This window comes from Rossellomorea vietnamensis NBRC 101237 (assembly GCF_001591825.1).
GTDB lineage: Bacteria > Bacillota > Bacilli > Bacillales > Bacillaceae_B > Rossellomorea > Rossellomorea vietnamensis.
In genome coordinates this window covers 87,215-113,392 of the sequence record NZ_BCVQ01000009.1, presented here as the reverse complement: position 1 = coordinate 113,392, position 26,178 = coordinate 87,215, and the positions used below count along the sequence as shown (strand labels likewise).

General features: G+C 42.4%; 22 protein-coding genes and 1 other RNA gene. 16 read left to right on the top strand and 7 right to left on the bottom strand.

All coding sequences use genetic code 11. The features are described 5' to 3' along the window. Positions 1-21 precede the first annotated feature (21 nt). From rnr to ssrA, 3 genes are all read left to right on the top strand, one after another. Complete coding sequence (gene rnr / locus BVI01S_RS07410) at positions 22-2,364, top strand: ribonuclease R (RefSeq protein ID WP_061809789.1); 2,343 nt, start codon at positions 22-24, stop codon at positions 2,362-2,364. Between the two features lie 118 nt (positions 2,365-2,482). Then, complete coding sequence (gene smpB / locus BVI01S_RS07405) at positions 2,483-2,953, top strand: SsrA-binding protein SmpB (RefSeq protein ID WP_034764201.1); 471 nt, start codon at positions 2,483-2,485, stop codon at positions 2,951-2,953. A gap of 158 nt (positions 2,954-3,111) precedes the next feature. Next, positions 3,112-3,452, top strand: a transfer-messenger RNA (tmRNA) gene (gene ssrA / locus BVI01S_RS07400). Positions 3,453-3,864: 412 nt separating this feature from the next. Here the strand turns inward: ssrA and BVI01S_RS07395 are convergent. After that, positions 3,865-4,314 (bottom strand): DUF305 domain-containing protein, encoded by a 450-nt coding sequence (locus BVI01S_RS07395; RefSeq protein ID WP_061809788.1) that lies wholly within the window; start codon positions 4,312-4,314, stop codon positions 3,865-3,867. A 141-nt stretch (positions 4,315-4,455) separates the two neighbouring features. On the opposite strand from BVI01S_RS07395, the gene BVI01S_RS07390 reads away from it, so the two are divergent. Continuing rightward, on the top strand, positions 4,456-6,480 hold the full coding sequence (locus BVI01S_RS07390; protein WP_061809787.1) for a copper-translocating P-type ATPase: 2,025 nt from the start codon (positions 4,456-4,458) through the stop codon (positions 6,478-6,480). A gap of 39 nt (positions 6,481-6,519) precedes the next feature. Here BVI01S_RS07390 and BVI01S_RS07385 read toward each other — a convergent pair whose 3' ends face one another. Further along, positions 6,520-8,082 carry a multicopper oxidase family protein gene (locus BVI01S_RS07385; RefSeq protein WP_061809786.1) on the bottom strand — a complete coding sequence of 521 codons (1,563 nt, stop codon included), beginning with the start codon at positions 8,080-8,082 and terminating at the stop codon, positions 6,520-6,522. A 348-nt stretch (positions 8,083-8,430) separates the two neighbouring features. After that, positions 8,431-9,309, bottom strand: a complete 879-nt coding sequence (locus tag BVI01S_RS07380; RefSeq protein WP_167562104.1) for a plastocyanin/azurin family copper-binding protein — start codon at positions 9,307-9,309, stop codon at positions 8,431-8,433. 235 nt (positions 9,310-9,544) lie between these two features. On the opposite strand from BVI01S_RS07380, the gene lgt reads away from it, so the two are divergent. After that, on the top strand, positions 9,545-10,357 hold the full coding sequence (gene lgt / locus BVI01S_RS07375; protein WP_061809784.1) for a prolipoprotein diacylglyceryl transferase: 813 nt from the start codon (positions 9,545-9,547) through the stop codon (positions 10,355-10,357). Between the two features lie 271 nt (positions 10,358-10,628). After that, the gene (locus tag BVI01S_RS07370) at positions 10,629-12,077 is read left to right on the top strand and encodes an MATE family efflux transporter (protein ID WP_439951102.1); all 1,449 of its coding nucleotides are present in this window, start codon (positions 10,629-10,631) and stop codon (positions 12,075-12,077) included. A gap of 45 nt (positions 12,078-12,122) precedes the next feature. Here the strand turns inward: BVI01S_RS07370 and BVI01S_RS07365 are convergent, their stop codons facing one another. Further along, positions 12,123-13,244 (bottom strand): cell wall-binding repeat-containing protein, encoded by a 1,122-nt coding sequence (locus tag BVI01S_RS07365; RefSeq protein ID WP_061809782.1) that lies wholly within the window; start codon positions 13,242-13,244, stop codon positions 12,123-12,125. A gap of 191 nt (positions 13,245-13,435) precedes the next feature. Between BVI01S_RS07365 and BVI01S_RS07360 the strand changes: the two genes are divergently transcribed. Then, on the top strand, positions 13,436-14,617 hold the full coding sequence (locus tag BVI01S_RS07360) for a permease (RefSeq protein WP_061809781.1): 1,182 nt from the start codon (positions 13,436-13,438) through the stop codon (positions 14,615-14,617). A gap of 216 nt (positions 14,618-14,833) precedes the next feature. Continuing rightward, on the top strand, positions 14,834-15,160 hold the full coding sequence (locus BVI01S_RS07355; RefSeq protein WP_061809780.1) for a four-helix bundle copper-binding protein: 327 nt from the start codon (positions 14,834-14,836) through the stop codon (positions 15,158-15,160). 50 nt (positions 15,161-15,210) lie between these two features. Here BVI01S_RS07355 and BVI01S_RS07350 read toward each other — a convergent pair whose 3' ends face one another. The 3 genes from BVI01S_RS07350 to BVI01S_RS07340 are packed head-to-tail and all read right to left on the bottom strand — an operon-like array spanning position 15,211 to position 18,218. Beyond that, positions 15,211-16,131: a F510_1955 family glycosylhydrolase gene (locus BVI01S_RS07350; protein ID WP_167562103.1), complete on the bottom strand. Its 921-nt coding sequence runs from the start codon at positions 16,129-16,131 to the stop codon at positions 15,211-15,213. A gap of 20 nt (positions 16,132-16,151) precedes the next feature. Then, complete coding sequence (locus BVI01S_RS07345) at positions 16,152-16,838, bottom strand: response regulator transcription factor (protein WP_061809778.1); 687 nt, start codon at positions 16,836-16,838, stop codon at positions 16,152-16,154. A gap of 18 nt (positions 16,839-16,856) precedes the next feature. Continuing rightward, positions 16,857-18,218 (bottom strand): sensor histidine kinase, encoded by a 1,362-nt coding sequence (locus tag BVI01S_RS07340; protein ID WP_061809777.1) that lies wholly within the window; start codon positions 18,216-18,218, stop codon positions 16,857-16,859. Between the two features lie 207 nt (positions 18,219-18,425). Here BVI01S_RS07340 and BVI01S_RS07335 point away from each other — a divergent pair, with 207 nt between their 5' ends. The 8 genes from BVI01S_RS07335 (at position 18,426) to qoxA (ending at position 26,168) form a co-directional block, all read left to right on the top strand. Continuing rightward, positions 18,426-19,016 carry a YdhK family protein gene (locus BVI01S_RS07335; RefSeq protein ID WP_061809776.1) on the top strand — a complete coding sequence of 197 codons (591 nt, stop codon included), beginning with the start codon at positions 18,426-18,428 and terminating at the stop codon, positions 19,014-19,016. A 235-nt stretch (positions 19,017-19,251) separates the two neighbouring features. Further along, complete coding sequence (locus BVI01S_RS07330) at positions 19,252-19,713, top strand: CopY/TcrY family copper transport repressor (protein ID WP_156477310.1); 462 nt, start codon at positions 19,252-19,254, stop codon at positions 19,711-19,713. A 23-nt stretch (positions 19,714-19,736) separates the two neighbouring features. After that, positions 19,737-19,952: a heavy-metal-associated domain-containing protein gene (locus BVI01S_RS07325; protein WP_061809775.1), complete on the top strand. Its 216-nt coding sequence runs from the start codon at positions 19,737-19,739 to the stop codon at positions 19,950-19,952. Between the two features lie 15 nt (positions 19,953-19,967). Next, on the top strand, positions 19,968-22,424 hold the full coding sequence (locus tag BVI01S_RS07320) for a heavy metal translocating P-type ATPase (RefSeq protein ID WP_034764184.1): 2,457 nt from the start codon (positions 19,968-19,970) through the stop codon (positions 22,422-22,424). 28 nt (positions 22,425-22,452) lie between these two features. After that, complete coding sequence (locus BVI01S_RS07315) at positions 22,453-22,734, top strand: glutaredoxin family protein (RefSeq protein ID WP_034764181.1); 282 nt, start codon at positions 22,453-22,455, stop codon at positions 22,732-22,734. Positions 22,735-22,964: 230 nt separating this feature from the next. Continuing rightward, a complete protein-coding gene (locus tag BVI01S_RS23115) occupies positions 22,965-23,201 on the top strand; it encodes an SHOCT domain-containing protein (RefSeq protein ID WP_034764179.1) in 237 nt (78 codons plus the stop codon). Between the two features lie 51 nt (positions 23,202-23,252). Beyond that, complete coding sequence (locus tag BVI01S_RS07305) at positions 23,253-24,776, top strand: multicopper oxidase family protein (RefSeq protein ID WP_051758477.1); 1,524 nt, start codon at positions 23,253-23,255, stop codon at positions 24,774-24,776. A 372-nt stretch (positions 24,777-25,148) separates the two neighbouring features. After that, positions 25,149-26,168, top strand: coding sequence for a cytochrome aa3 quinol oxidase subunit II (gene qoxA, locus BVI01S_RS07300; RefSeq protein ID WP_061809774.1), 1,020 nt, complete (start codon positions 25,149-25,151; stop codon positions 26,166-26,168). The last annotated feature ends 10 nt before the right edge of the window (positions 26,169-26,178 follow it).

Here is a 26,178-nt window from a genome sequence, read left to right as displayed (position 1 = left end):
CGATGATCAGGAGGGATTGTCATGGACGAAAATATTAAAGTGCATGTGGATAGGCTCCTTTCCTATATGAAGGAAGAAGCATACAAGCCATTGACGGTGCAGGAGCTTGAAGAAGCCTTTGGAATTGAAGGGTCCACGAATTTCAAGGAATTTGTCAAAGCACTTGTCGTAATGGAAGAAAAGGGGCTCGTCGTACGAACAAGAAGCAACCGCTACGGCCTGCCTGAGAAAATGAATCTGGTAAGGGGGAAAGTATCCGCCCATGCAAAAGGATTTGCGTTTGTGATACCGGAAGAATCCGGAATGGATGATATCTTCATCCCTCCGAACGAAACGAATAACGCCATGCATGGCGATATTGTTTTGGTGAGGGTTTCCACCTCTTCTTCAGGTTCACGGAGAGAGGGGACCATCGTCAGGATCGTTGAACGCGGTGTCGATCAAATGGTCGGTACGTTCACTGAAAGCAAGCATTTCGGTTTTGTCATCCCCGATGATAAGAAGTTTGCCAGTGATATCTTCATCCCTAAGTCTGCCCAGATGGGAGCGGCGGAAGGACATAAGGTCGTCGTAAAGTTGACGTCTTATCCGGAAGGACGCAAGAGTGCCGAAGGGGAAGTCATCGAAATCCTCGGTCATAAAAATGATCCTGGAGTCGATATTCTGTCGATCATCCATAAACATGGGATTGACGTTGAATTTCCTGAAGAGGTCATGGATCAGGCAAATAAAGTGCCTAGTGAAATCGATGAATCAGAAATTCCGAACCGGAAAGATCTTCGCGATCAAACCATTGTGACGATTGATGGGGCAGATGCCAAGGATCTGGATGATGCCGTAACGGTGACGAAGCTGGACAACGGGAACTATAAGCTCGGAGTACATATTGCAGACGTGACGTACTATGTCAAAGAGAGCTCACCGATCGATCAGGAAGCATTCGATAGAGGAACGTCTGTCTATCTCGTAGACCGGGTCATCCCGATGATTCCGCATCGATTATCCAACGGGATCTGTTCCCTTAATCCAAAAGTGGATCGTTTAACGTTATCATGTGACATGGAAATTTCACCTGAAGGCGATGTCGTCAAGCATGAAATCTTCCAGAGTGTCATTAAGACGACCGAACGAATGACCTATTCAGATGTAAACAAGATCCTTGTGGATAAAGACGAAGAGCTCCGCACGAAATATGAGCCTTTGGTTCCGATGTTCGAGGAGATGGAGGACCTGGCTCAGGTTCTACGTACTAAACGGATGAAGCGTGGAGCCATCGACTTTGATTTCAAAGAAGCGAAAGTGCTGGTGAATGAAGAAGGGGAACCGACGGATGTCGTCCTTCGTGAGCGTTCAGTGGCAGAGAAGCTGATCGAAGAATTCATGCTGGTCGCCAATGAGACGGTTGCCGAGCATTTCCACTGGATGGAAGTGCCGTTCATCTACCGAATCCATGAAGATCCGAAAGAAGATAAGCTTCAGCGCTTCTTCGAGTTCATCACCAATTTCGGGTTGATCGTGAAAGGAACAGCGAATAGCATCCATCCACGTGCCCTTCAGGAAATAGTCGAAGATGTACAGGGCGAACCGGAAGAAATGGTCGTTTCGACGATGATGCTTCGTTCCATGCAGCAGGCGAAATACGATCCTGAAAGCCTTGGTCACTTTGGACTCGCAACTGAGTTCTATACACACTTCACATCACCGATCCGTCGTTACCCTGACTTGATCGTTCACCGATTAATCAGAACGTACTTGATCGAAGGGAAACTGGATCAGGCCACCCGTGAAAAATGGGGTGCGCAAATGGGTCATATCGCTGAGCATACATCGAGCCGTGAGCGCCGAGCAGTGGACGCGGAGCGTGAAACCGACGAATTGAAAAAAGCAGAGTACATGGAAGACAAAGTGGGAGAGGAATACGACGGAATCATCAGCTCCGTAACGAACTTCGGAATGTTCGTCGAATTGCCGAATACCATCGAAGGCCTTGTACATGTAAGCTACATGACGGATGATTACTACCGGTTTGATGAACGTCACCTTGCCATGATCGGCGAGAGGACCGCTAACGTGTTCAGAATCGGTGATGAAATCACAGTACGTGTCGTGAGCGTCAACAAAGATGAGCGCGCCATCGATTTTGAAATCGTAGGCATGAAAGGACAGCGCAAGGAGCGCGAAGGTCGTGTCCGTTCGTTTTCTGCTGATAAAGGAAAATCAAACCGCGGGAAGTCGGATCGTTCTTCTTCCCGTAAAAAGGACGGGGAATGGTCAACGCGTCCTCCTAAAAACAATAAGAAGAAAAAAACAAATAAAAAACATTTTGAAAATGCACCTAGAAGCAAACGAAAAAAGAAGAAGTAATCGGATCAGGAGCAATGGGACACCCTTTGCTCCTTTTCTTTTCAGGGTGTAACGATACAATTTTTCTTCAAAATATGAGATAATAATGAGTAAACCAGCGATGACTAGGGGGATTCCAATGCCAAAGGGAGAAGGCAAGCTTATTGCCCAAAATAAAAAAGCGAGGCATGACTATGCCGTAGAAGAAACATACGAAGCGGGACTGGTGCTCCAGGGGACAGAGATCAAAGCGATCCGTGGGGGCCGGGTGAACCTGAAGGATTCCTTTGCCCGTGTGCAAAATGGGGAAATCTTTATTCACAATATGCATATCAGCCCGTATGAACAGGGAAATCGGTTTAATCACGAACCACTCAGAACACGTAAACTACTTCTTCACCGCAAACAAATCAACAAGCTAATCGGTGATTCCAAAGAAGCGGGATATTCCATCGTTCCTTTGAAGCTTTACATCAAAAACGGTGTGGCTAAGCTTCTGATCGGACTTGCCCGCGGTAAGAAGAAATATGATAAACGCGAAGACCTGAAACGCAAAGAAGCGAACCGTTCCATCCAGCGTGAGCTTGCTCAGCGTCAAAAAGGAATGTAATACTACAGATTTCCGGAATATGGCATTTGCAATTATCTCAGGATTTGTTATACTAGTAGATGTCGCAAGGTAATCAAGCGGCAGCAAGAACAATTGAATAAGTGACTTACACGCTGAACTTATTCTTTCCCGTTCTTCCCTTTCTATCATGGGGACGTTACGGATTCGACAGGGATAGTTCGAGCTTAGGTCGCGAGCCGTAGGGGTCGTCTACGTTAAAACGCCAAAGCCAATAATAACTGGCAAAACTAACAATAACCTAGCTTTAGCTGCGTAATAGCGCTTTAGCTGTTCCTCCCTCCATCGCCTATGTGGTAGGGTAAGGGACTCACTCTTAGTAGGCTACGCCGGAGTCCACCGTCTGAGGACAAAGGAAGAGACCAATCAGACTAGCTGCACGGACGCCCGTCGATAGGCAGAAGCTGTAGCGAACTTGCGAATATATCGACTACGCTCGTAGACGCTTAAGTGGCGATGTTTCTGGACGTGGGTTCGATTAGTTCATAGTCGCCTTATGTGGTAACACATAAGTGAAAATTTGGCTTTATCGGTGAAACCTAAGTCACACCCAGTGTGATAAGGCAATGCCGAGCGGTATGTGGAGCAATCCAACAGCCGTGTATCGACTTATAGGCTGCCAAAGTTCGGTAGTACTAGGATGCGGAATCCTATCTCTCAGCAGATAAATTTACATTTCGCATAATACGCCAAAGGACCTGAAACTACAAGGTTCAAGATATAGTCAGTGCCATGTCGAAAGCATGGAAGTGCACGTCCCACCGTCTCCACCAAATACATATTTGGTGGTTTTTATTTTGATAAATTTTAATGATTTTTTGAATTGAAACGAGCTTTCTTCATTAAATAAAAGAGCCATGCTACTGCTTACAACCAGTAACATGGCTCTTTTCCTATTCATCTTCAAGTTCTTCTATTAATTTCTTCATTTCCGCAATTTCTTTCTTTTGGGTTTTGATAATGCCGTCTGCTAGCTTACGTACCCTTGGGTCGGAAATTTGGGCGCGTTCGCTGGTTAAGATGGCAATGGAATGATGGGGGATCATTGCTTCCATATAATCCACATCGTCTACGAGCGTCTGACTGCGTAATAAGTAAAGTGAAAATAAGAATACTACAATACTTCCCACAATAATACCGAGATTCATTTTGCGATTTGTCAGCATGTTTTGCATGAAGAGTAACATGATGACAGCCATCGATGCACCCATTAACACGGCCATATAGGCCCTGGATTCACTGAAGTATATATGATCCACCTTATAGGTGTTCCAGTACGTAAACAAATACATGACGATGGTAGATGTGAGGATCATACCACCAAATTTCTTATAGGCTTTCATTAAGGTTTCACTCCTTTATGGTTATAGTCTTCCTATTTATACCCATAATATTTACATAAGAAGAATTTTTTCTGCATAAAATATCCATAATTTCAGGGAAAACTATCTCTATCAATATAAAAATGGAAGGGAGACTTTTATATGAGTGAACACCATAACCATTCTCATGATCACCATCATAGGAAGGAAGATCACCATAGCGAACATCATGATCATGGACATCACCATGATCATATGGTGGAGGATTTTAAGAAAAGGTTCTGGATATCGATTTTGATCACCATTCCTATTCTTATCCTTTCCCCTATGATTCAAATGTTTATAAATGTAGATTGGCGTTTTTCCTTTGATATGTACATATTACTTGGACTTTCTACTGTTATCTTTTTTTATGGAGGGTGGCCATTTTTAACTGGAGCCAAAGAAGAGCTCGCCGGAAAAAATCCAGGCATGATGACTTTGATTGCTTTGGCTATCGTCGTTGCTTATGTGTACAGTTCTTTTGCTGTGTTTGGGCTTGAAGGAAATAACTTCTTCTGGGAGCTTGCGACACTGATTGATATTATGCTCCTTGGTCACTGGATTGAAATGCGTTCGGTGATGGGGGCTTCAAGAGCATTAGAAGAACTTGTGAAATTAATGCCATCAGAAGCCCATCTGATCGATGAAGATGGAAACGTAAGGGATGTGTCTTTGGAAAAGGTTCAACATGGAGATCGGGTACTGGTTAAACCAGGTGAAAAGGTACCTGTCGACGGAGAGATCGTGGAAGGAAAGTCGGCCATTGATGAATCCATGCTTACAGGTGAATCTGTACCGGTAGATAAGGTGAAAGGAAATGAAGTGATCGGAGGCTCCATTAATGGGGAAGGCTCCTTGACCATCACGGTTCAAAAGACAGGAGGAGATACGTATCTTTCTCAAGTCATTACCCTGGTGAAAGAAGCCCAGGAATCAAAATCGAGAACACAGGATTTATCGAACCGGGCAGCCAAGTGGCTATTTTACCTCGCCCTTGGATCTGGGATTACAACTTTTATTATTTGGTTGGCATTAGGATACTCCCTATCCTTTGCAATGGAACGAATGGTTACGGTAATGGTCATTTCTTGTCCTCATGCATTAGGTTTGGCTGCTCCTCTGGTCATCGCAGTATCCACTGCCATTTCAGCGAAAAAAGGGTTGTTAATTCGTAATCGCACGAACTTTGAGGGGGCAAGAAAGATAGATGCCATCGTGTTTGATAAAACTGGAACATTAACGGAGGGGCAATTCGGTGTTACAAACGTAGACGTGAGTGAAGAATGGAATGAAACTGAGTTACTCACTCTCGCTGCCTCTGTAGAGACACAATCAGAACACCCCATAGCAAAAGGGATTGTTAGGGAAGGAGAGAAGAGGGAGCTATCTTTTAAATCCATTAAAGATTTTGAATCCATTACGGGAAAAGGGCTAAAAGCCAATATCGAGGGGAAGGAAATCATGGTAGTCAGTCCCGGATATATGAAGGATGAAGGGATTGGATACAATGAGTCTTCCTTTAAAGAGTGGTCAAATGAAGGAAAAACGGTCGTCTTTGTTCTCGTTAATCATGAATTAGCCGGTATGATTGCGTTAGCCGATATCGTGAGAGAAACAGCCAAAGCAGCCATTCAGGAATTGAAGGAAATGGGGATCGAATCCATTATGTTAACGGGGGATAACCGTCAGGTAGCAAACTATGTAGCCGCGCAATTAGGAATCGATCAAACCTATGCTGAAGTTTTGCCACACCAAAAATCTGATAAAGTGATTGAAATTCAACAATCAGGAAAGAAAGTCGCTATGACAGGAGACGGAGTCAATGACGCACCGGCATTGGCCAAAGCTGATTTAGGCATCGCTATCGGAACGGGAACGGATGTGGCAATTGAAACGGCCGATGTTATTTTGGTGAAAAGCAATCCACAGGATGTAGTGAATCTCATAAAGCTGTCTAAAGCCACTTATCGAAAAATGATTCAAAATTTATGGTGGGCGGCGGGGTACAACATTTTGGCCATTCCGTTGGCAGCAGGGATTTTATTCAACGCAGGTGTTGTATTAAGTCCTGCCGTTGGAGCTGTATTGATGTCATTAAGCACCGTTATCGTTGCGATCAATGCGAAGCTGCTGAAAATAGATTAAAGAAAGATGGAGCCGCAGCTTAGGGCTCCATCTTTCTAATTAGTGAGGACTATTTTGTGCTTGTGGGTCCACTTCAAAATCAGGAGTGAATCCTTTATATTCCACCATGTTCATCATCCCTGCAGAAGCGTGATGAAGATCGTGGCAATGGAAGAGCCAATCTCCCGGATTGTCTGCTTTAAAGGCAATCACATACTCATCCCCAGGCTTTACATTTACCGTATCTTTGATCACCGGGGAACCCGTTAGAGGTTTACCGTTTTTACTCAGAATTTGAAAGAAATGACCATGAAGATGCATAGGGTGATCATCAGCCATAGAATCATTCTTTAAGCGTACCTTGACAAGGTCCCCTTCTTCTACTTGAATATTTTCAGTTTCAGGAAAAACTTTATCGTTAATGGTATAAACCATCTTATGCTCTTTCATCTCAGTATTCAAATTCATGGTGTAGTCCAAATCGTATGTTTGGTCTAGCGTGAAACTAGCTTCTTTTGACTTTCCGTAAGTGGTATAGTCGAAAATAGGGAGGTTTGCAGTGGAATTGGGTTGATCAGAATTCTCTGCAGGTTGTTCATATTGAATCTTGGTCCTCATCCCTTTTGTTCCTTCTTTATTACCATGTGACTCTAAATACCATTCTCCTGGATTGTCTGCTGTAAATTCCAGGTCATATCGTTCCCCCGGGGCGATTGATACTAATTCATCTTTAAATCCTTTTGGCTGGTTCACTGATTGCCCATCAATGGCCACCACTTTCACCTCATGTCCGTGAAGGTGGAAGCTGTGAGACATAAATCCGACATTTACTAATCGTATTCTTACTTTATCTCCTTCCTTCACTTTAAACGGTTCAATAGCTTTTCCGCTCTTTCCATTAATAGTATAGATGTCATATCCGTCCATGCTGTGGCTCATCGGATTTTCTTCTTCATTACTCTCCATGGACATATTCATTCCCTCCATCATACTGGAGGAATCCCCATCGCTCATCCACTCATCTAAGACCAATGTGAAATCTTTATCCAGCTTTTCAGGTTGTACAGGTTCAACAATGAGGGAGCCTGCCAATCCCTTATCCATTTGCTTCACTCCATCTTGGTGTGTATGGTACATATATGTTCCAGCATCCTTTGGAGTAAAGGAATACACGAAGGATTCCCCCGGTTGCACTGCATTTTGAGTAATACCAGGAATGCCATCCATATTGTTTTTTACTGTTATGCCATGCCAATGAATAGTAACAGGGTCAGGGAGTGTGTTGATCAGCTTTATTTTCACTTCTTCTCCTTGTTTGATCCGAATCTGGTCACCTGGAACGGATCCGTTAAACGTCCAGGCAGTAAGAGAGACATCTCCTGTTAATTGGTGTTTGGCTTCTTTTGCTGTGATGGTGAACTCATTATTCTCCCCCTTGAGAATCGCAGGAGCTTTTGTACTTGATAAGTTCTGTGTTCCTTGTGAGGTTTCATCATTTTGTCCGGTTTTTTCCTTATTGGTGCTGCTATGATCCATCCCCTCCATGTCACCCATCTGATTGGCTGAGCAAGCAGACAATAACAGTAATAAAAAGCCTGTAATGATTGTTATTTTCATCTTCATGGTGTAGCCTCCTTTACACATAATCCTAATGATAAAACATGCAAATTGTTAGGATTTAAAGTTGCAATTTAATGAATAATGCGTAGGAGGAATTTTGCCTAAATCAAAACATGAAGCCACAAAATAGTAAGAAATGGGAGGGGACGGTTTTTATTTCAGAGGAGTAAGCAACAGCCTATTAAAATAATTTCAGAGAAGCCCTGTTGTACTGCCACAGGGCTTACCTGTTTTGAATTTTCATTTCATTCTTACTGTTAATTGAATATAACATGTCCCTTTAACCCTTTGCGGAGCCCGTCAAAAAGCTGGGATAAGATTGATCATCAGGGCTATGAAAATCTGTGTATGTTAGTTCACAATTAGTGTGCCGGACATCCCGCTTTCTTTATGACCTGGAATGGTGCAGTAAAATTCGTACACACCACTTTCGGTAGGGACGAATTCTAATTGATTTGAACGATTCGCATCTGCATGAAGATGTAGGGTACTCTTGGTGCTGGAAGTGCGGGGTTTTTGTCCCGAATGATTATCAAATCGGTCAGCTGCAATATTTTTTATTTCAATATCGTGTTCAATCTGATCTTCGTTGTATAATACAATTTTAGTGAGGATATCTTTGTCAACTGTTAGGATAGATGGCTGGTAATGCATATTTATGGTGACGATATTTTTAGTAGGTATGTCATTAAGATGATTTGGATCCTCTCCATGAGTATGAGAGTTAGAATCATTTGGCGGTTTAGTGATATCATAGCTAACGGGTGCCGAAATCAATCGTTCAACCGAAACAAACATTGTCAGGTAAACGATGGATATAAAAAGGGGTTTGACTAACCACTTTTTCGTAACAAATGGTTGCGATGATGGTCTTCCAGGCAGAATGAAAAACAAGAAGAGAGAGCTGATGGAAAGCAACATGAAAATCTTTATCATTTTTATAGTTTCCGTGATAGGTATCATATCTCCCAACATGGCACCCATCATACCTCCCATAAGGCCTGCCATTATTCCCTCTATAGCTGAAAGAGAGCTATGAAAAATGCCAATTAAAAACCCACAAAACGCCCCAATACCTATGGATAACGCAGTGGAAAGGAATAGATCACCCTGGTACTTTGATCCTAAAAGGATACCTGATGTCAGTCCAACACTCATTCCTGTATACATAGAAATCATCATAAATGACATCGGTTCTAATCTTGCTCTAAATACTTTCACCATAATCATGCAGACTACCACTATAAGAAGAAGAATGATTGATACAAAAAGTTCATATGTGTGGATTTTTACCGCCTCCTTTGCTTCCATATATATTATGAACAGAAAAGACAAGCTATTCCAACAACAGGCTGCCATCCGTTAAACGTATCAATCTGTCATAGATTTAACATGTTAGATGGCAAACTTCATAGTTTATCCTTTTTTATCTTTTAATATAAGATTTAAGAAAGGAGTTTTTGAATTGGAGACAATTAAGACCATCGACCGTGTAGCATTAGAATTAGGTCCGATCACTGTTTATTGGTATGGAATTATTATTGGCGTTGGGATACTGGTGGGCTTTATCCTTGTTATGAAGGAGTCAAGGAAAGTAGGAATAGATCAAAATGTTTTCCCTGATTTGTTGATTTGGGCAATTCCCGTATCGATTCTTTTTGCAAGGATATATTACGTTAGCTTTGAATGGGGATATTATAGGGAGAATCCTGAGGATATAATAGCGGTTTGGAAAGGTGGAATAGCGATTCATGGTGCCTTAATAGGCGCTATACTGACCACCATTTTCTTTTGCTATAAGAAAGGTTTATCTTTTTGGAGGGTAGCAGATATCGCTGCGCCAAGCTTGATCCTGGCTCAAGCGATAGGCCGTTGGGGGAATTTTATCAATCAGGAGGCACATGGGACAGAAGTAAGCAGAGGGTTTCTGGAATCCCTGTATTTACCGGATTTCATTATTGATCAAATGTTTATTGAGGGCTCCTATTATCACCCGACCTTTTTATATGAATCAATTTGGAACGTTTTAGGGTTCGTGTTTCTTATAGTCATTAGAGAAAAATGGAAGAGTTTAAAGCAAGGGGAACTGTTTCTTGCATATCTTATTTGGTATTCAGCAGGCAGGTTTTTTATTGAAGGACTCAGGACAGATAGTTTAATGTTGACTGAGAATTTGAGAGTGGCTCAAATAATATCCTTATTGCTAATAGGGCTAGCTATTTCCTTAATCTATTTTAGAAGAACTAAATTGAAACATTCTTTAGACCGTGAGAATTAAAAAATTTTAACGCTCACAACTCCTAAAACAGGAATTGCTAAGGGAATTCTAAATGGCATTGAGAAACGAATTTTCGAATAAGCTCCTGAATTCGATGTTGTTTTCCACTTGGATCTTGCATGGGAATGTCTATGAGGGGACCAACTAAACTAAAATATTGAATTTTCAAGATGGCGCTCATCTTTACGGGCGTCCTTTTGTTTGCATAATTTTTTCATATTTTTCGGGAAAGATATAGGTGTCATATAAAAAGATGTGCTAGGAGGGAAGGATACTGACCACACATATTGAAGGTAAAAATGTAGAGGAAGCAGATACTGTTAGAAAAAAGATAACGCTGATTCTTTTACTCGCACTGCCCGCAGTTGTAGAGAACTTTTTTCAAACTATTTTAGGTTTTGTAGATACGTACTTTGTGTCTAAGTTGGGATTAATACAAGTTTCGGCTGTAGGAGTAACAAATGCGATTCTTGCCATCTATTTTGCTCTATTCATGGCACTTGGAGTAGCTGCTAATGTATATATTGCTAACTTTATAGGTGCCAATAAAATAGAGAAAGCCCGGCACATTGCTCAGCAATCGATTATTGTTACGATCATAATTGGTCTAATCACAGGAATCATTACCATCTTCTTTGCAGAGCCATTGCTTAAATTGATGGGGATTGAAAGCAATGTACTGGATGCGGGAGTGACATATTTTAGGATTGTTGCGATTCCATCTGTATTTATGGCGCTAATGTTCGTATTAAGTGCCATTCTCAGGGGGGCTGGCGACACAAAGTCACCGATGAAAACGAGTATCGTCATTAACATAGTGAATGCGGTACTTGATTATGTGTTTATCTTTGGATTTTGGTTTTTACCTGAAATGGGGATAGTCGGAGCGGCAACTGCTACTGTCATTGCCCGTGTTCTGGGAACCTTTATCCTAATAGGTTATATTCAAAAAAATACTTCACTAACATTCAAAAAAGAATATTGGAAAATAGACTCTGTTCATCTAAAAGAACTGTTCATCCTAGGAACTCCCGCAGCAGGTGAGCGATTGATCATGAGGGCAGGTCAAATTGTTTACTTTGGATTTGTTGTGGCTCTTGGGACAAATGTATTCGCAGCCCACCAGATTGCAGGTAATATTGAAGTCTTTTCTTACATGATCGGGTTTGGATTTGCCACAGCAGCAACGATACTGGTTGGTCAGCAGGTGGGAGCCGGAAAGTTTGATGATGCGAAAACATATGCAAAATTGTGTATGTATTTGGCGATAGGAAGTATGACGGTCTTTGGGATCATATTATTTAGCTTAGGCGGATTGGCAGGCAGTTTATTTACAGAAGACAAAGTAGTGATAGGGAACATCGGAACAGCATTGAAGGTTTCTGGTGTCTTTCAGCCATTTTTGGCAATTGTCCTTATTTTAACAGGTGCATTTCAAGGTGCGAATAATACAAAATTTCCGATGTATTTAACAGGAGTCGGTATGTGGGCTATCCGGACGCTATTTGTTTATGTATTAGGGATACAGTTGGAGTGGGGGCTGCTTGGTGTCTGGATAGCAATAGGCCTGGATATTGCATTTCGAGCCGTTGTACTAACCATACAATTTTATCGTGACAAGTGGATTGTGGTGAAAGTAGAGCCGGAAGAAGATCCAGAATCTCATTGCCACCCTCAAACCACGAAGGAAAATATGTCTGGGTGTGTGAATAACTACTAAAAAAGATGGAGCGATCCTTCGCTCCATCTTTTAACTGTTTCGGTATTAATGATGTCCTTCGCCGTCTTCTGGAACAATTTCAAGCATGTTATCAATGATCCCCTGGGTCTCATAAGAAATGGTTTCAGTACTTCCTATCAAATAGGAGTGATTATAAGGACCTTCCTGTGGAGTTTCTTTAAAGGTAGGTTTAATTTTTGCAAGGAAATGATAGATAGAATCATCCAGCTTACCTTGATATAGCCAAAGGAGTGGACAATGCTTTCCCAGGTGTGAAAACGGAGAAGTGATAATAGCCATTTCCGGCTGTGAGGTCGAAATGAACGAAAGTCCCCTTCCAGGCTTGTCAATTCCCCAGCCAAAACCGCTTTCATTATCTTTAAACATCGTGAATTGAACGGAGAATTCTACAGGGTTACTCCCCGGAATTCTAGATACGTTCCCCATTGCGCTCAGCTTTTCTTCCACCTGTTTAGAAATGATAGTTTCAGGGCCAACAATATACATATTTGGATTCTCTCTTTTCTTAATGGCTTTAATGGTTTCTTTAGGGATGTCATTCCTATTCACATATAAAATGGGCTCTGGCATATGAGCAATCCAATAACCAGCCACAAGAGAAAATAACTTTGCATCATCCTCTGATGACACGATAAGAATACTTTCGGGATATTCATCTGTCAACCTTGCATATTCTTCATCTACTTTATAAGCAAATTGAGCATCAGTGTCTGCTTCTAATGATTGGACCTTATAGGAAGATACTTGGCTATAAACCCGTTCCGAAACGTCTCCCATAAGCATAATTTGAATCCCTTCAGAATTCCCTTTAGGTTGCAGTCTTTCAATTTCGATTAACACCTCTTCTGGTACCCCGTCCGGTTCAAAATAGAAAACAGGTCCGTTGTTGGGGTGATGGACAAAATTGACCGATGCCAATCCAGTGGTCCATGAATGTTTAGGATAGAGAATGACTGTGCCGGGTCTCGTTTCATCGTGGGTGGCCGGCCAGATCATTTGGGAAGTGTAGATGGAAGCTTCCAATATATGATCTGTTTGCAGTCTAGAGACATTCTTCGTATCCAACGTCTTGAGATTTGTTCCTGAGCGCTGGTTGAAAGTACTTGATTTACTGGCGAAACGTTCAATTTTTTCGTATGTTTTCATCGAATCCTCCTAAGAATATTTATTTTCATTTGATACATACCCGAAGGATTTGCAGATTGTTTGCAGATTAGTGATTTCTCATTTGAAAAATTCAACATCAGTAAACGCAACAGAAATTTTCCTGTTTGCATTTTATTTGCAAATTTAATGGGTATTGTATAAACACCTATTAAAGTAAAGGAGATGATTCTTTGTTAGATCTAATCGGCGAATCAGCCAAGACCTCCCTGGGGTACTTCTGGAAATCAGGGTGGGCCTTTGTACTGGGGTATTTGATCAGCTCCATGATTCAGGCATTTGTCCAAAAGGATAAAATGGTGAAGTATATGGGGAATGCCAGTTTGAAGTCGGTTGGGCTGTCCTCGCTGTTTGGGGCGGTCAGTTCATCCTGTTCGTTTGCGGCACTGGCTGCGGGGAGGAACTTATTTAAAAAAGGTGCACATTTCATTCCGACTCTTGCCTTCTTGTTTGCGTCTACCAACCTGGTGATCGAATTAGGTATCCTTATCTACATCTTCCTTGGTTGGCAGTTCGTAGTGGCAGAGATGGTCGGCGGTATAGCACTTATCTTGGTTACGTGGGTGTTAGTGAAACTCACTTTCCCGAAAAAATTAGTGGAAGAAGCAAGAGAGCATGTAGAGGATGAGGAAGATGAAAATGAGGAGTTCGATTGGAAAGAGAAGATAAGGTCTAAAGAAGGCTGGCTTCAGGTCGGTCATGAGTTCGTCATGAACTGGAAGATGGTATGGAAAGAAATCACGATCGGATTTACGATTGCCGGGATGATGGCGACTTTTGTATCGGAAGACACGTGGAAAAGCTTCTTTCTCGCAGATCAGCCGGACTCATTCTTAAAGGTATTGGAGAATGCCCTCATAGGGCCGGTGGTAGCGATGTTGACCTTTATCGGCTCGATGGGGAATATTCCGATTTCCACCATACTCGCATCCAGTGGGGTGGCTTTCGCAGGAATCATGGCATTCATTTATTCAGATTTGGTCGTTCCTCCGATCGTTGCGGTTCATAAAAAATACTACGGTCTTAAGACGGCCTTATATATTGCAGGGGTCTTTTACGTATCCATTATTTTAACAGCGCTTGGCATGCACTACGGCTTCACAGCCATGGGACTTCTCCCTGAAGATGCCAAGAAGGTCATGAATGAAGATCCATTTAAGATTGATTATACGTTTTGGTTGAATATCGTCTTTGTGGTGGTGGCAGGTGTGGCCATCTACTTAAATAAATTATTTAAAGAATCCGATGCCCACTCGCACATGATGATGATGGAGGGAGATTCAAAGTTCAAGACGATTGTGACGTATTTATGCTTACTTTATTTAATAGTAGGAACCATCTTATTCATTTTTTAATAGCGTAACACAAAGGGATGTCCCATCGTTATGGGGCATCCCTTTTCCATATGTCCTTATATTAAATTTTTTATGTTTACCCTGTGTTTGTGCAGATTCTATGCAAATCAAAATAAAGCGGATCAAACGAAGAAAAAAGTAATTTTTCCGTTTAATGCCATTCTAACTGGATAAAGTAATGTTGTAGTAACAAACAATCTTAAGGAGGAAGATAAAATGTCACATGAAAAGTACCAATCTGCCATTAAAGCACTACACGAGTGTATGGAAGCCTGTAACCACTGTTTCGATTCCTGTTTACAAGAAGAAGACATTAACATGATGAAAGAATGTATCCGTTTGGACCGTGAATGTGCGGATATATGTTCATACTTAGAACAATCCTTGGTAAGGGGAACACCATTTGCAGCGGAACTCGCACAGGTGTGTGCGAAAATTTGTGAAACATGCGGGGAAGAATGTAAGAAACATGATCATGATCACTGCCAGAAATGTGCCGATGCCTGCTTCAATTGTGCAGAAGAATGTAAAAAAATCGCGTAAGCAAAAAGGAGTGGAGACCATTCAATGGATCTTCACTCCTTTTTAATACCTTACTTTGCAATCTTTCCTTCATCTACTACCTTATCCCATTTCTTACCGTTGTTAGTCGTTTGATAAATATCATTATTATAGGTCACGACCGTCCACTCACCAGAACTTTTCGGGTTGGAGGAGATATACATAATCGGATTATCTTGAGATAGTTTCGGAGTAGGGTAGGGTTGAACGTTGTTTGAGTCAAAGTCCCATTCGTATAATTGTACCTTTCCCTCTTCTATCCTGGAGAAAAGTCCGGCCCTTTCAGTTAAGTAGATACTGGTTGCCGTTTGAGTATTCTCCACTTTTGTAAAGGAGTCTCCGCCGTCTTTTGATACATACACCCCATCTTTACTGGAGATGGCCAGCATCTCTTTCTTTGAAGGATGAACTGCGATATTTCCGATTGAAGTAGAGTCAAACCCTTTCATCTCAGCCTTTTCCCATTTTTCCCCTTCGTTCAGGGTTCGGTAAAGCCCTGTCTCCATCTCGGAATTCGGCTCTTGGTTAATCGCATAAATGGCCTTGGACTGGTAACCGGCCCCGAGAAAATGGAAGTCGGTTTCACCGTAGAAAGCCAACTTGTCCAATGATTTGCCCTCATCCGTACTTTTCACCAACCCCAGGGGATTTTTTAGTTTTGACCCCTCTTCCGGGTGCCCGCTGGAATAAAATCCATCTTTATACGGCTGGAAGCCCATATAATCATGTTTATGGCTATTGGTTTCGTACCAGGTGGAATCTTTGTATTTCATTAATCCATCATGAGTGGCAATGACCAACTCTCCGTTGTTATTCGGATATCCGATTCCGTGAATGTGGTCAATGGTCGCATCTTCCGATTTGACAAAGGAATATTCCTCATCTGATGCCGAGCAGCCAGATATCATGATGCCTAATGTTGATACTAGAAAGAATGTTTTGATAGGTTTCATTATTTCTCCTGCTTTCTTCATTATATTTTCCACTGGTACCCAATGCCCCAAATCGTTTTCAAGTGATTCTCGATTGGGAATCCTGCTTTTTTTAATTTATCCCTTAGATTCCTGATATGTGAATCGACGGTTCTGATGTCGGTTTTGGAATTGATATCCCACACCATCAGAAGGAGTTGTTCCCTGGTATATACGCGGTCAGTATTTTTCATCAGGGAATGCAGGATATTGTATTCCTTTAAGGTTAAGGAAAGAATTTGATTTTCATACTTTAACGTGTAGGTATGTCCATCCAATGTGAAGCCGCCCCTGGTTAGTTGTTCCGAATCTTCTAGTTGCTCATAACAGGTTTTTCTTCTTAATAGGGCGTTTACCCGTGCAACGAGTTCATCTTCGTCAAAAGGCTTGGTAATATAGTCATCAGCCCCTACATTTAACCCCTTCACGATGTCATCCTTTTCCCCCCTGGCAGTCAACATGATGATGGGAACAGTGGAAAACTTCCTGATTTTTTCACATGTATGAAAGCCATTCAGTTCCGGCATCATGATGTCTAAAATAATTAAGTCTACGGGATGGTTTTTCATATATTGAATCGCATCATAGCCATTATTCTTCTTTATACACGAATAATCGTGTGGAGCGAGATAAAGTTCCAATAGATTCAACATCTTTGTTTCGTCATCTATTAATAAAATGGTGTTCATCGTTCAACCCTCCAGGCATTACATGATGATATTGATTGATGTACCCTTTTCCGGTTCACTTTCGATCGAGATGTTTCCGCCGTGGGCTTCCACGAGCTCCTTTACGATGGATAAACCGAGACCGGAACCTCCAAACTCCCTTGAGCGTGATTTCTCTACCCGGTGCAACCTGTTAAATACCTTGGGAAGCTCATCGGCCGGAATCCCGATGCCTTGATCGTTGATTGTAAGGCCCAACCCGCCAGTTCCATGTGGTCGGACGATGACCGTAGTGGTTGAACCCGGCTTTGAATATTTCAAGGAGTTATCCAATAGATTCATGATGATTTGTTCCAGACGGATCGGATCTGCATGGAATGAAAAAGGGTCCTTAACAGAAAGGATTAAATCCATTTCCCGGCTTTTGAAAGCAGGAGTGATCTTTTTAATGATTTTATGGAAGTATGGCAAAGAGTGTATTTCTTCCTGGTGGATAGAAAAGTTATTCTCATCAATCTTGGCTAGTTCAAATAGGTTATCGATTAATGTGACAATGGTCTTTGATTCTTCCTGTATGATCGTTAAATACTCTTTTCGTTCAGACTCCGGAATTTCGTCGCGAAGAGAAACATTCGTATACCCTAGAACATACGTCAACGGGGTTCTCAGCTCGTGGGAAATAGTGGCCAGAAATTCAGATCGGTCATGTTGAATGGTCTCTAAATCATTGGCCAGGGTTTTGATGGATGTTGCCAGTTCCCCTAGTTCATCTTTCCCCAGGTGGGGTAGCTTGACCTCGAAATTCCCTTTGCTCAATTCTTCAGTGGCTTGCTTCATTCTAATGAGTGGCCGTGTCAACCTTTTGGATAGAAGGAAATGGATACCGGCTAATATGATGAGACTCATGATTCCTGCAAGAAGAAAGTGTCCATTTAGTTTACTGATTAAGTTCCGTAATGGAGAGGCGCTTTTAAACATAAAAACATAACCTTCGTTGCCATCTTTCTCAAAAGCCGTAACCGTAGCTAAATAATTCATGTCTTTCCAATTTGATTCAATCACCCTTCCTTCCCGGGGCAAAGATCGGGGGCTCTCATCAATGAGTTCTCTCATTCCTTTTGTTAATTTCTTCGAACTGATAATAACGTGATGATTTTTATCAGTAATCACCACTTCGGTTTCGGTTTTTGATTCCATGAGCGCAATATGGTGCAAGGTAGTAGTTGAATAACGATCCTCTAATACATCCCGATGGCTGTTCCCCCGGGAAAGGATGGATTGAAATTCCTCCTGGATCCGGACATCAATAATATTGTCATGGAGGTATAACATTAATAAACCTTCCATGATGAATACGGCGATCGTAAAGTAAGCAGCTAACTTGATTGAAATCTTATTCATATCGGCAACCTCATTTATATATTCTTTGTTTAGTTTAGGGGAAAAATATGAAAAAAGTATGCACATTCTCCCTTCTACTTAAATTCGCTTCATTGAGTACTCAATACGATACCCTAAAAAAGCTGTCTTGAAAATGTTTGTTCTCCATATAATTTGCATATTTGCTGGGTAAAATTTTAATTGAAATGACTAGGGGAGGTACTACCTATGAAACAACGTAGAAGAAAATGGTTCCTAATGATCGTTACGGCTCTGTTTCTCATGTTGAGTGCTTGTTCAAATGATCAATCTGAGAATAAAGCTAAAAGTGACAAAGATACAGAGAAGTCGGAAGAAATGGATGGTATGGAACATGGTGACATGAATCACTCAGGTTCGGAAGAGATGCCGGAGGGATTGAAAGAATCAACAAGCCCTAAATTTGAAGTAGGAAGCAAAGCCATCATGAAGGTTGATCATATGAAAGGGATGAAGGGGGCAGAAGCAACCATTACAGGAGCTTACGACACGGTTGTTTATACCGTTACCTATACACCAACCATTGGTGGAGAGAAAGTGAAGGATCATAAATGGGTCATACATGAAGAACTGAAGGACTTTGGTGAGAAACCTTATAAACCTGGAGAAGAGGTTGTCTTGAATGCCGATCATATGAAGGGGATGGAAGGGGCAACGGCTACGATTGACTCTGCTGAGAAGATGACGGTTTATATGATAGATTACACACCTACTACAGGTGGGAGTGTAGTCAAGAATCATAAATGGGTAACTGAAAGCGAATTATCACCAGTTGAATAAAGAAGGGAGAGATGTCCGAAATAGGTCATCTCTTTTTTACACAATCACTTTCCTTCTTTGTTTGAGATTGAAGGTTTATAGAATACCACCAGTGGTACAGAATAAAAAACAGGGATCAAGAGCAACAGCCCATTTTTACATTTAGTCGAATCAATTCTGTTGACTAAAATCGATTACAGTTGTAAACTATAAATATAAATCGATTACGAATGTAAACAAAAAAGGAGGGATAAACTTGCCCAAAGAAGAAAAACCGGAAATCACGGATTCTGAGTGGGAAGTGATGAGAGTTGTCTGGACGCTCAAAGAAGTGACCAGTAAGGAAATAAGTGCTGTCCTTCAGGAAAAGAAAGAGTGGAAACCGGCAACGACGAAAACCTTTATTGGGCGCCTGGTCAAAAAAGGGATGCTGACGACCGAAAAGATCGGCAACCGGTTCATTTACAGGCCGGGAGTCAGTGAGGAAGAAAGCCTCAAAACACTGAAGGCAGGATTATTTACTCACATATGCAGCCGGGCGGTGGGGAAGACGATTGCCGACTTGATTGGAGAGGCAAAGCTGAGCCATGATGATATCGCCCTTATTGAACAAGTTTTACAAACCAAGAAACAAGATGCTGTCGATGAGATCGCATGTAATTGCGTACCAGGACAGTGTACCTGTAAAAAGGATCACGGCATGAACTGCCATCATTAAAAATTAAAGGAGTGTTTTATTCAATGGAAAAGACATTATTAAACGTATCTGGAATGACATGTGGGAATTGTGTAAAAAAAGTAGAGACGGTTCTGAATGATCTGGACGGAGTAGAAAAAGCCAAAGTTGATCTCGAGAATGGTGCGGCTAAGGTGAAGTTTGACGAATCGAAGCAATCACCAGACAGTTTAAGTAAAGCGGTGTCTGATGCGGGATATCAAACAGAACCTGCAAAATAAAAGGTGGTTAGCACAATGACGGAAAAAACATTGAACATCGAAGGAATGACATGTGCCTCTTGTTCACAGGCTGTTGAGAAAGCAACGAAGAAACTGGCTGGTGTTCAACAAGCAAGCGTAAATCTTGCAACGGAGAAATTGAATATTACCTATGATGAAAATGAGCTCTCACTTGAAGAAATCAAGCAAGCCGTGGATGATGCAGGTTATAGAGCAGTTACAGAAATGGAGAAAAAGACATTCAGCGTGACGGGCATGACGTGCGCTTCCTGTGTGCAATCGGTCGAAAAGGCAACAAGGAGGCTCGATGGCGTCAAGGATTCGACGGTCAATATGGCTACAGAGAAAATGGTCATTGAGTACGATCCCGCCGTCGTTACCGTGTCTGATATCAAGGGAGCGGTTTCCGACGCCGGATATGAAGCACATGAGGACACTGATGTGGAACAATCAGTGGACGAAGACAGGGATAAGAAAGAGGAGCACATCAAGACCATGTGGAAACGCTTCTGGGTTTCAGCCGTCTTCACCGTTCCCTTGCTCCTGGTTTCCATGGGGCATATGTTCGGCATGCCGCTGCCTGATGCAATCGATCCGATGGTGAACCCATCTGGATTTGCGTTGATACAACTTGTGCTTACCATTCCTGTCGTTGCGATGGGGAAACCATTTTTCACCGTAGGATTTAAGACGCTTTCCAAACGCCATCCGAATATGGATTCATTGGTGGCGCTCGGAACGGGGGCAGCGTTTTTCTATAGTTTGTTTGCAAGCATCATGATTATAGCAGGCAGTGAACGGTATGCGCAGAACCTTTATTTTGAATCGGCAGCCGTCATCCTCACCCTCATTACATTAGGGAAATATTTCGAGGCCCTTTCGAAAGGGAAAACGTCTGAAGCCATCAAGAAGCTGATGGGGCTTGCCCCTAAGACCGCCACTGTCGTAAGAGAAGGGGCAGAAACCGAAATATCGGTCGAAGAAGTGGAAGTCGGGGATATCATCATCGTGAAACCCGGTGAGAAGATACCGGTGGATGGAGTGGTGCTAGAAGGAAAAACATCCGTCGATGAAGCGATGTTGACAGGGGAAAGCATCCCTGTAGAGAAGACCAGTGGCTCAAACGTCATTGGTGCAAGCATCAACAAAAATGGAACCATCCGATACGAGGCTACTAAAGTAGGAAAAGATACGGCACTATCCCAGATCATCAAGCTGGTCGAGGATGCCCAGGGGTCAAAGGCACCAATCGCCAAAATGGCCGATGTCATTTCAGGTTATTTTGTTCCGATCGTCATTGTCCTTTCCATCCTATCCGGTCTCGCCTGGTATATAGCAGGGGAGTCAGGTCTCTTTGCCTTTACGATCACGATTTCGATTCTTGTCATCGCCTGTCCTTGTGCACTGGGACTCGCGACACCTACCGCCATTATGGTCGGTACGGGGAAAGGCGCGGAAAATGGCGTATTGATCAAAAGCGGTGGTGCCCTTGAAACAACACATAAAATCGACACCATCGTGTTTGACAAAACCGGGACCATCACGGAAGGAAAGCCTGTGGTGACAGATATCGTAACCTCGGAATCCATTTCAGAAGAAGATCTCCTCATCCTTGCCGCTTCAGCTGAAAAGGGATCAGAACATCCTCTTGGAGAAGCGATTGTCCGAGAGGCAGAGGAGAGAGGACTCACCTTGCGAAAGACCGACTTCTTTGACGCCATTACGGGACAGGGAATTGAAGTGACGGTTGAAGGAGACGATCTCCTGCTCGGAAACCGCAAGCTGATGGACGAAAATGATGTCGATGTCGGTGAACTGGCGGAAGTTTCGGACCGCTTGGCAGCCGAGGGGAAAACGCCCATGTATATCGCCGTCGAAGAAGAGATTGCGGGCATCATCGCCGTTGCTGATACGGTGAAGGAAACGAGTTTCAAAGCCATTGAAAAGCTTCACAGGATGGGGCTCGAAGTGGCCATGATCACGGGAGACAATAAGCGGACAGCGGAAGCGATCGCAAGAGAAGTAGGGATCGACCGGGTACTGAGTGAAGTACTGCCTGAAGACAAAGCAAATGAAGTCAAGAAGCTTCAGGAAGAAGGCAGGAAAGTGGCGATGGTCGGGGATGGAATCAACGATGCTCCGGCACTTGCACAAGCGGATATAGGGATCGCCATCGGTTCTGGTACGGATGTAGCCATGGAGTCGGCAGACATCGTCCTTATGAGAAGTGATCTCATGGACGTACCGACCGCCGTCGAATTGAGTAAAGCAACCATACGGAACATTAAACAGAACCTTTTCTGGGCCTTTGGCTATAACATCCTCGGCATACCTATTGCCATGGGAATCCTGTATTTGTTCGGCGGACCTTTACTGAATCCAATGATCGCTGGTGCAGCCATGAGCTTCAGTTCTGTATCCGTGTTGCTGAATGCCCTGCGCCTGAAAGGATTCAAACCATCAGAAACGTAGTTCTTGACGAAAGGAGCTTTCGAATACCATGAGTCATGACCTTGAATTAGAGCTTTACACCAGACCAACCTGTTCAGATTGTCAAGCTGCTAAAGAATACCTGAATGGGCAGAACATCAAATATGTCCATAAGAACGTAGGAGAAGATGAAAGGTTCGAAAAGGAACTCAAGGAAATATCCGGCTCCAGAATCGTTCCTTCCTTTGCTTTCTATAAAAAAGGTATATTCGGTAAAAAAAGAGTCGTAAAGAATTTGATTGGTTTTGAGAACAATAAAGAAGAAATCAAGCAATTATTAGGATTGAAATAACTTCATTAAAACAGCTCATCATGACGCAGAGGGCTGCTATAAACAAATCAGAAATGTGTAGATGATCAACGACATTTCTGATTTGTTTTTTTGTTGCTTTCTTCATTAAATCTGCACATTTACGGGGAATAGTTCAGGTGTCCCCAAGATGCTGCCAGAGAAGTGAGGTTTTGTTTTATAAAATACCATAGTGGGTATAAGAAAATAAAAAACATAAAGGAGATGATTATATGATGAATGGTGGAGGAATGAGCGGCGGATTTTTTGGAACCGGCTTTCTTTTTATCCTATTGATCGTAGCGATTGTGGGGGTATTCATCTGGATGATGAGGGCGAAGACGCCGAAAGAGAACAACCCGACGGACAAAGAAAATCGACATTCATTGAGTTTATTAAAGGACCGACTGGCAAAAGGGGAAATAACGGAAGAAGAGTACGAACGACTTAAACGGAAAATCCAAGAGTAATAACCTACTTGCAAGAATGGTTGGTACGACAAACGGTTAGGAGAGGCAGCGATGAAAAGAAAAATGATTGGAAGCATACTCATTACGTTATTATTGGCAATCGGGGTGATCGTGTTTCTTCAATCACCCTGGTATAAAAATGGGGAAATGGCATTGCCCAAGGGAGTGACGGACGGAGAGACGAGTATATTAGACGTAAGCGCACAAGAAAAAGGTGACCGCCATGTCAAAAAATTTGAATTAACGGCTCAGGATACGGAGTGGCAGATCAGTGAAGGTAAAAAAGTGAATGCTTGGACTTATAATGGGACGGTTCCTGGTAAATCCCTTCGGGTGACGGAAGGAGATTTTGTACAAGTAAAGCTAAAGAACGAGCTTGATGTACCGGTCACCATTCACTGGCACGGCGTCCTGCTGCCAAATAAAATGGACGGGATCCCAGGTTTGACTCAAGATGCTGTTCAGCCGGGAGAAAGCTTTACCTACGAATTCATTGCACAAGATGCCGGTACGTATTGGTATCATTCCCATCAACAAAGCTCCGTACAGGTGGACAAGGGCTTATATGGATCGTTCATCGTGGAAGAAAAGGAAAAAGAGTATAAGAAGGATGAAGTCTTCATCCTCGACGAGTGGGCAGTAAATCAAGAAAAAGAGGACATCACCAATATGGGAGGAATGATGAAGGGAGCCATGTCCGGGGACGGTGAAGCAGATACGAAACAAATGTACGATACCTTTACCGTGAACGGAAAATCCGGAAAGGCCATTGAACCCCTCGTGATGGAAGCAGGTGAAAAAGCAAGGTTGAGATTCGTGAATGCCGGATACCAGGTTCATCGGTTGGTCTTTCCGGAGGGATCGATGAAGGTTATTGAGAATGATGCAGAAAGAGTGGTCTCTGAAGATAGAAACACCAATGTTCTGGAAATTGCCCCTGGCGAAAGAGTGGATGTGGAATTCACGAAGCCCGATCAAGATACGGTATTCATTGGTCAGGAACAGAATATAGACCACGCAGAAGACATGATTCTGCCAGTTGTTTCGAATGAGACTCATTCCGATCAAGAAGCGTCACTTGCAAGGGAAGCAGGTACTGCGAAAGGAATTTCATATGGGAGTGAAGAACTAATTTTCGACAAAACCCCTGACCCCGATGTGACCTATGACATGGATCTAAGCATGGGCATGTCAATGGGAGAAGGCATGTCCTTTCAAATTAACGATAAGACCTTTCCCGATACACCGCCTATCAAGGTGCAAGAAGGGGACATCGTAAAAGTCACACTTAGAAATAAAGGCAGGATGAATCATCCCATGCACCTTCATGGTCATCGTTTCCAGGTGGAATCCAAGAACGGAAAAGAATTTGAAAAACCGATTGTCAAAGACTTGATTCATGTGAAACCAGGCGAGGAATACGTGATTTATTTTAAAGCCGATAATGTGGGAGAATGGTTATTCCATTGCCATGATAACAATCATGCTGCCAGGGGAATGGTGACGATCGTCGATTATGAAGGAGTATATTCCCCGTTTGAGTTAGGGGGAGAAGAGGATAATCAGCCTAACTGAATCAATCATTAGTATTTACCACAAGTGAGGAATAAAACGTTCATGAGGATACAGATATATATAAAGAATGTTTTATTAGCATAATGGTAATCAGAGAAAAATTTTAGGTCTGTTCACATTTTATGAGTGATGATTATTAATATTCTAAATAATCAACCTATAAACCGCTCTCAACGTTATTCTCAGATAACTTTGAGAGTTATTTTTTTGTCCATTGAGCAATTCTTTCCAACATTGTTACCGTTCTGTGAATAAAATGCGTCGAAATTTCGAAAATCTGTTTAAAAATGAAGTTATGAAGGGTACCTGATTAGAGAATTTGATAGTATAGGTCTACGAGAGTAAATTCTACATAAAGGAAGGTGATTTCTTTTGTTTAATAAATTTAAACCGTATTTAATTGTTTTAATAAGTCTTATTTCGTTATTTTTCATCATTATTTTCAGTACGGATAGCGAATTAATCATCCTGGATCCCAAAGGACCGGTGGGAGCCGTTCAAAAAGATCTGATTATGCTGTCCATCTACTATATGATTGCCATTATGGTTGTTGTACTTGGATTCTTTACAATCATATTATTCAAGTATCGAAGCAGTAAGAAGAATAGTGACTATAAACCGGATATGCACGGAAGTACATTCCTTGAGATCATTTGGACGTTGATTCCTGTCCTGATCGTCATCGCATTATCCATCCCGAATACAAAGGCACTTTATGAATTGAAAAATGCACCGGAAGCGACATCTCATAAAGACCCGATCGTGATCCATGCGACGGCTGTCGATTGGAAATGGATCTTCAGTTATCCTGAAGAAGGAATCGAAACGGTAAACTATGTGAATGTTCCCGAAGATCATCCAATTCTTTTCAAAGTGACCGCGGCAGACTCCATGGCTTCCTTCTGGGTACCGCAAATCGGCGGTCAGATCTATGGGATGCCTGGAATGGTCAATGACTTATATCTGCAGGCTGATGAGCCTGGAACGTATGATGGAAGGAATTCAAACTTCACAGGTGAAGGAATGACTCACCAAACGTTTGACTTTGTTGCGATGAAGCAGGACAAATACGAAGATTGGGTAGAAGATGCTCAAGACGAACCGAAATTGACGGAAGACACCTATGAAAAACTGATGCTTCCAGAAACGGTTGATAAGATGACTTTTTCATCTACTCACTTAGCATTCGTCGATCATGGTAAGAATTCCGAGTATGCCATGGCGATCCGCCAGAAGTATGGACTGGATACTACGGTGGATGGAGCAGATAAAGATGCTCAGTCCGTTCATGGCAATATGGATATGGATGGCCATGAAGGCATGGACCATGACGATATGAAGAAAAAAGATGAAGATGACGACCATGAAGATCATGGCGGTCACGAGCACTAAGAGAGGAGGA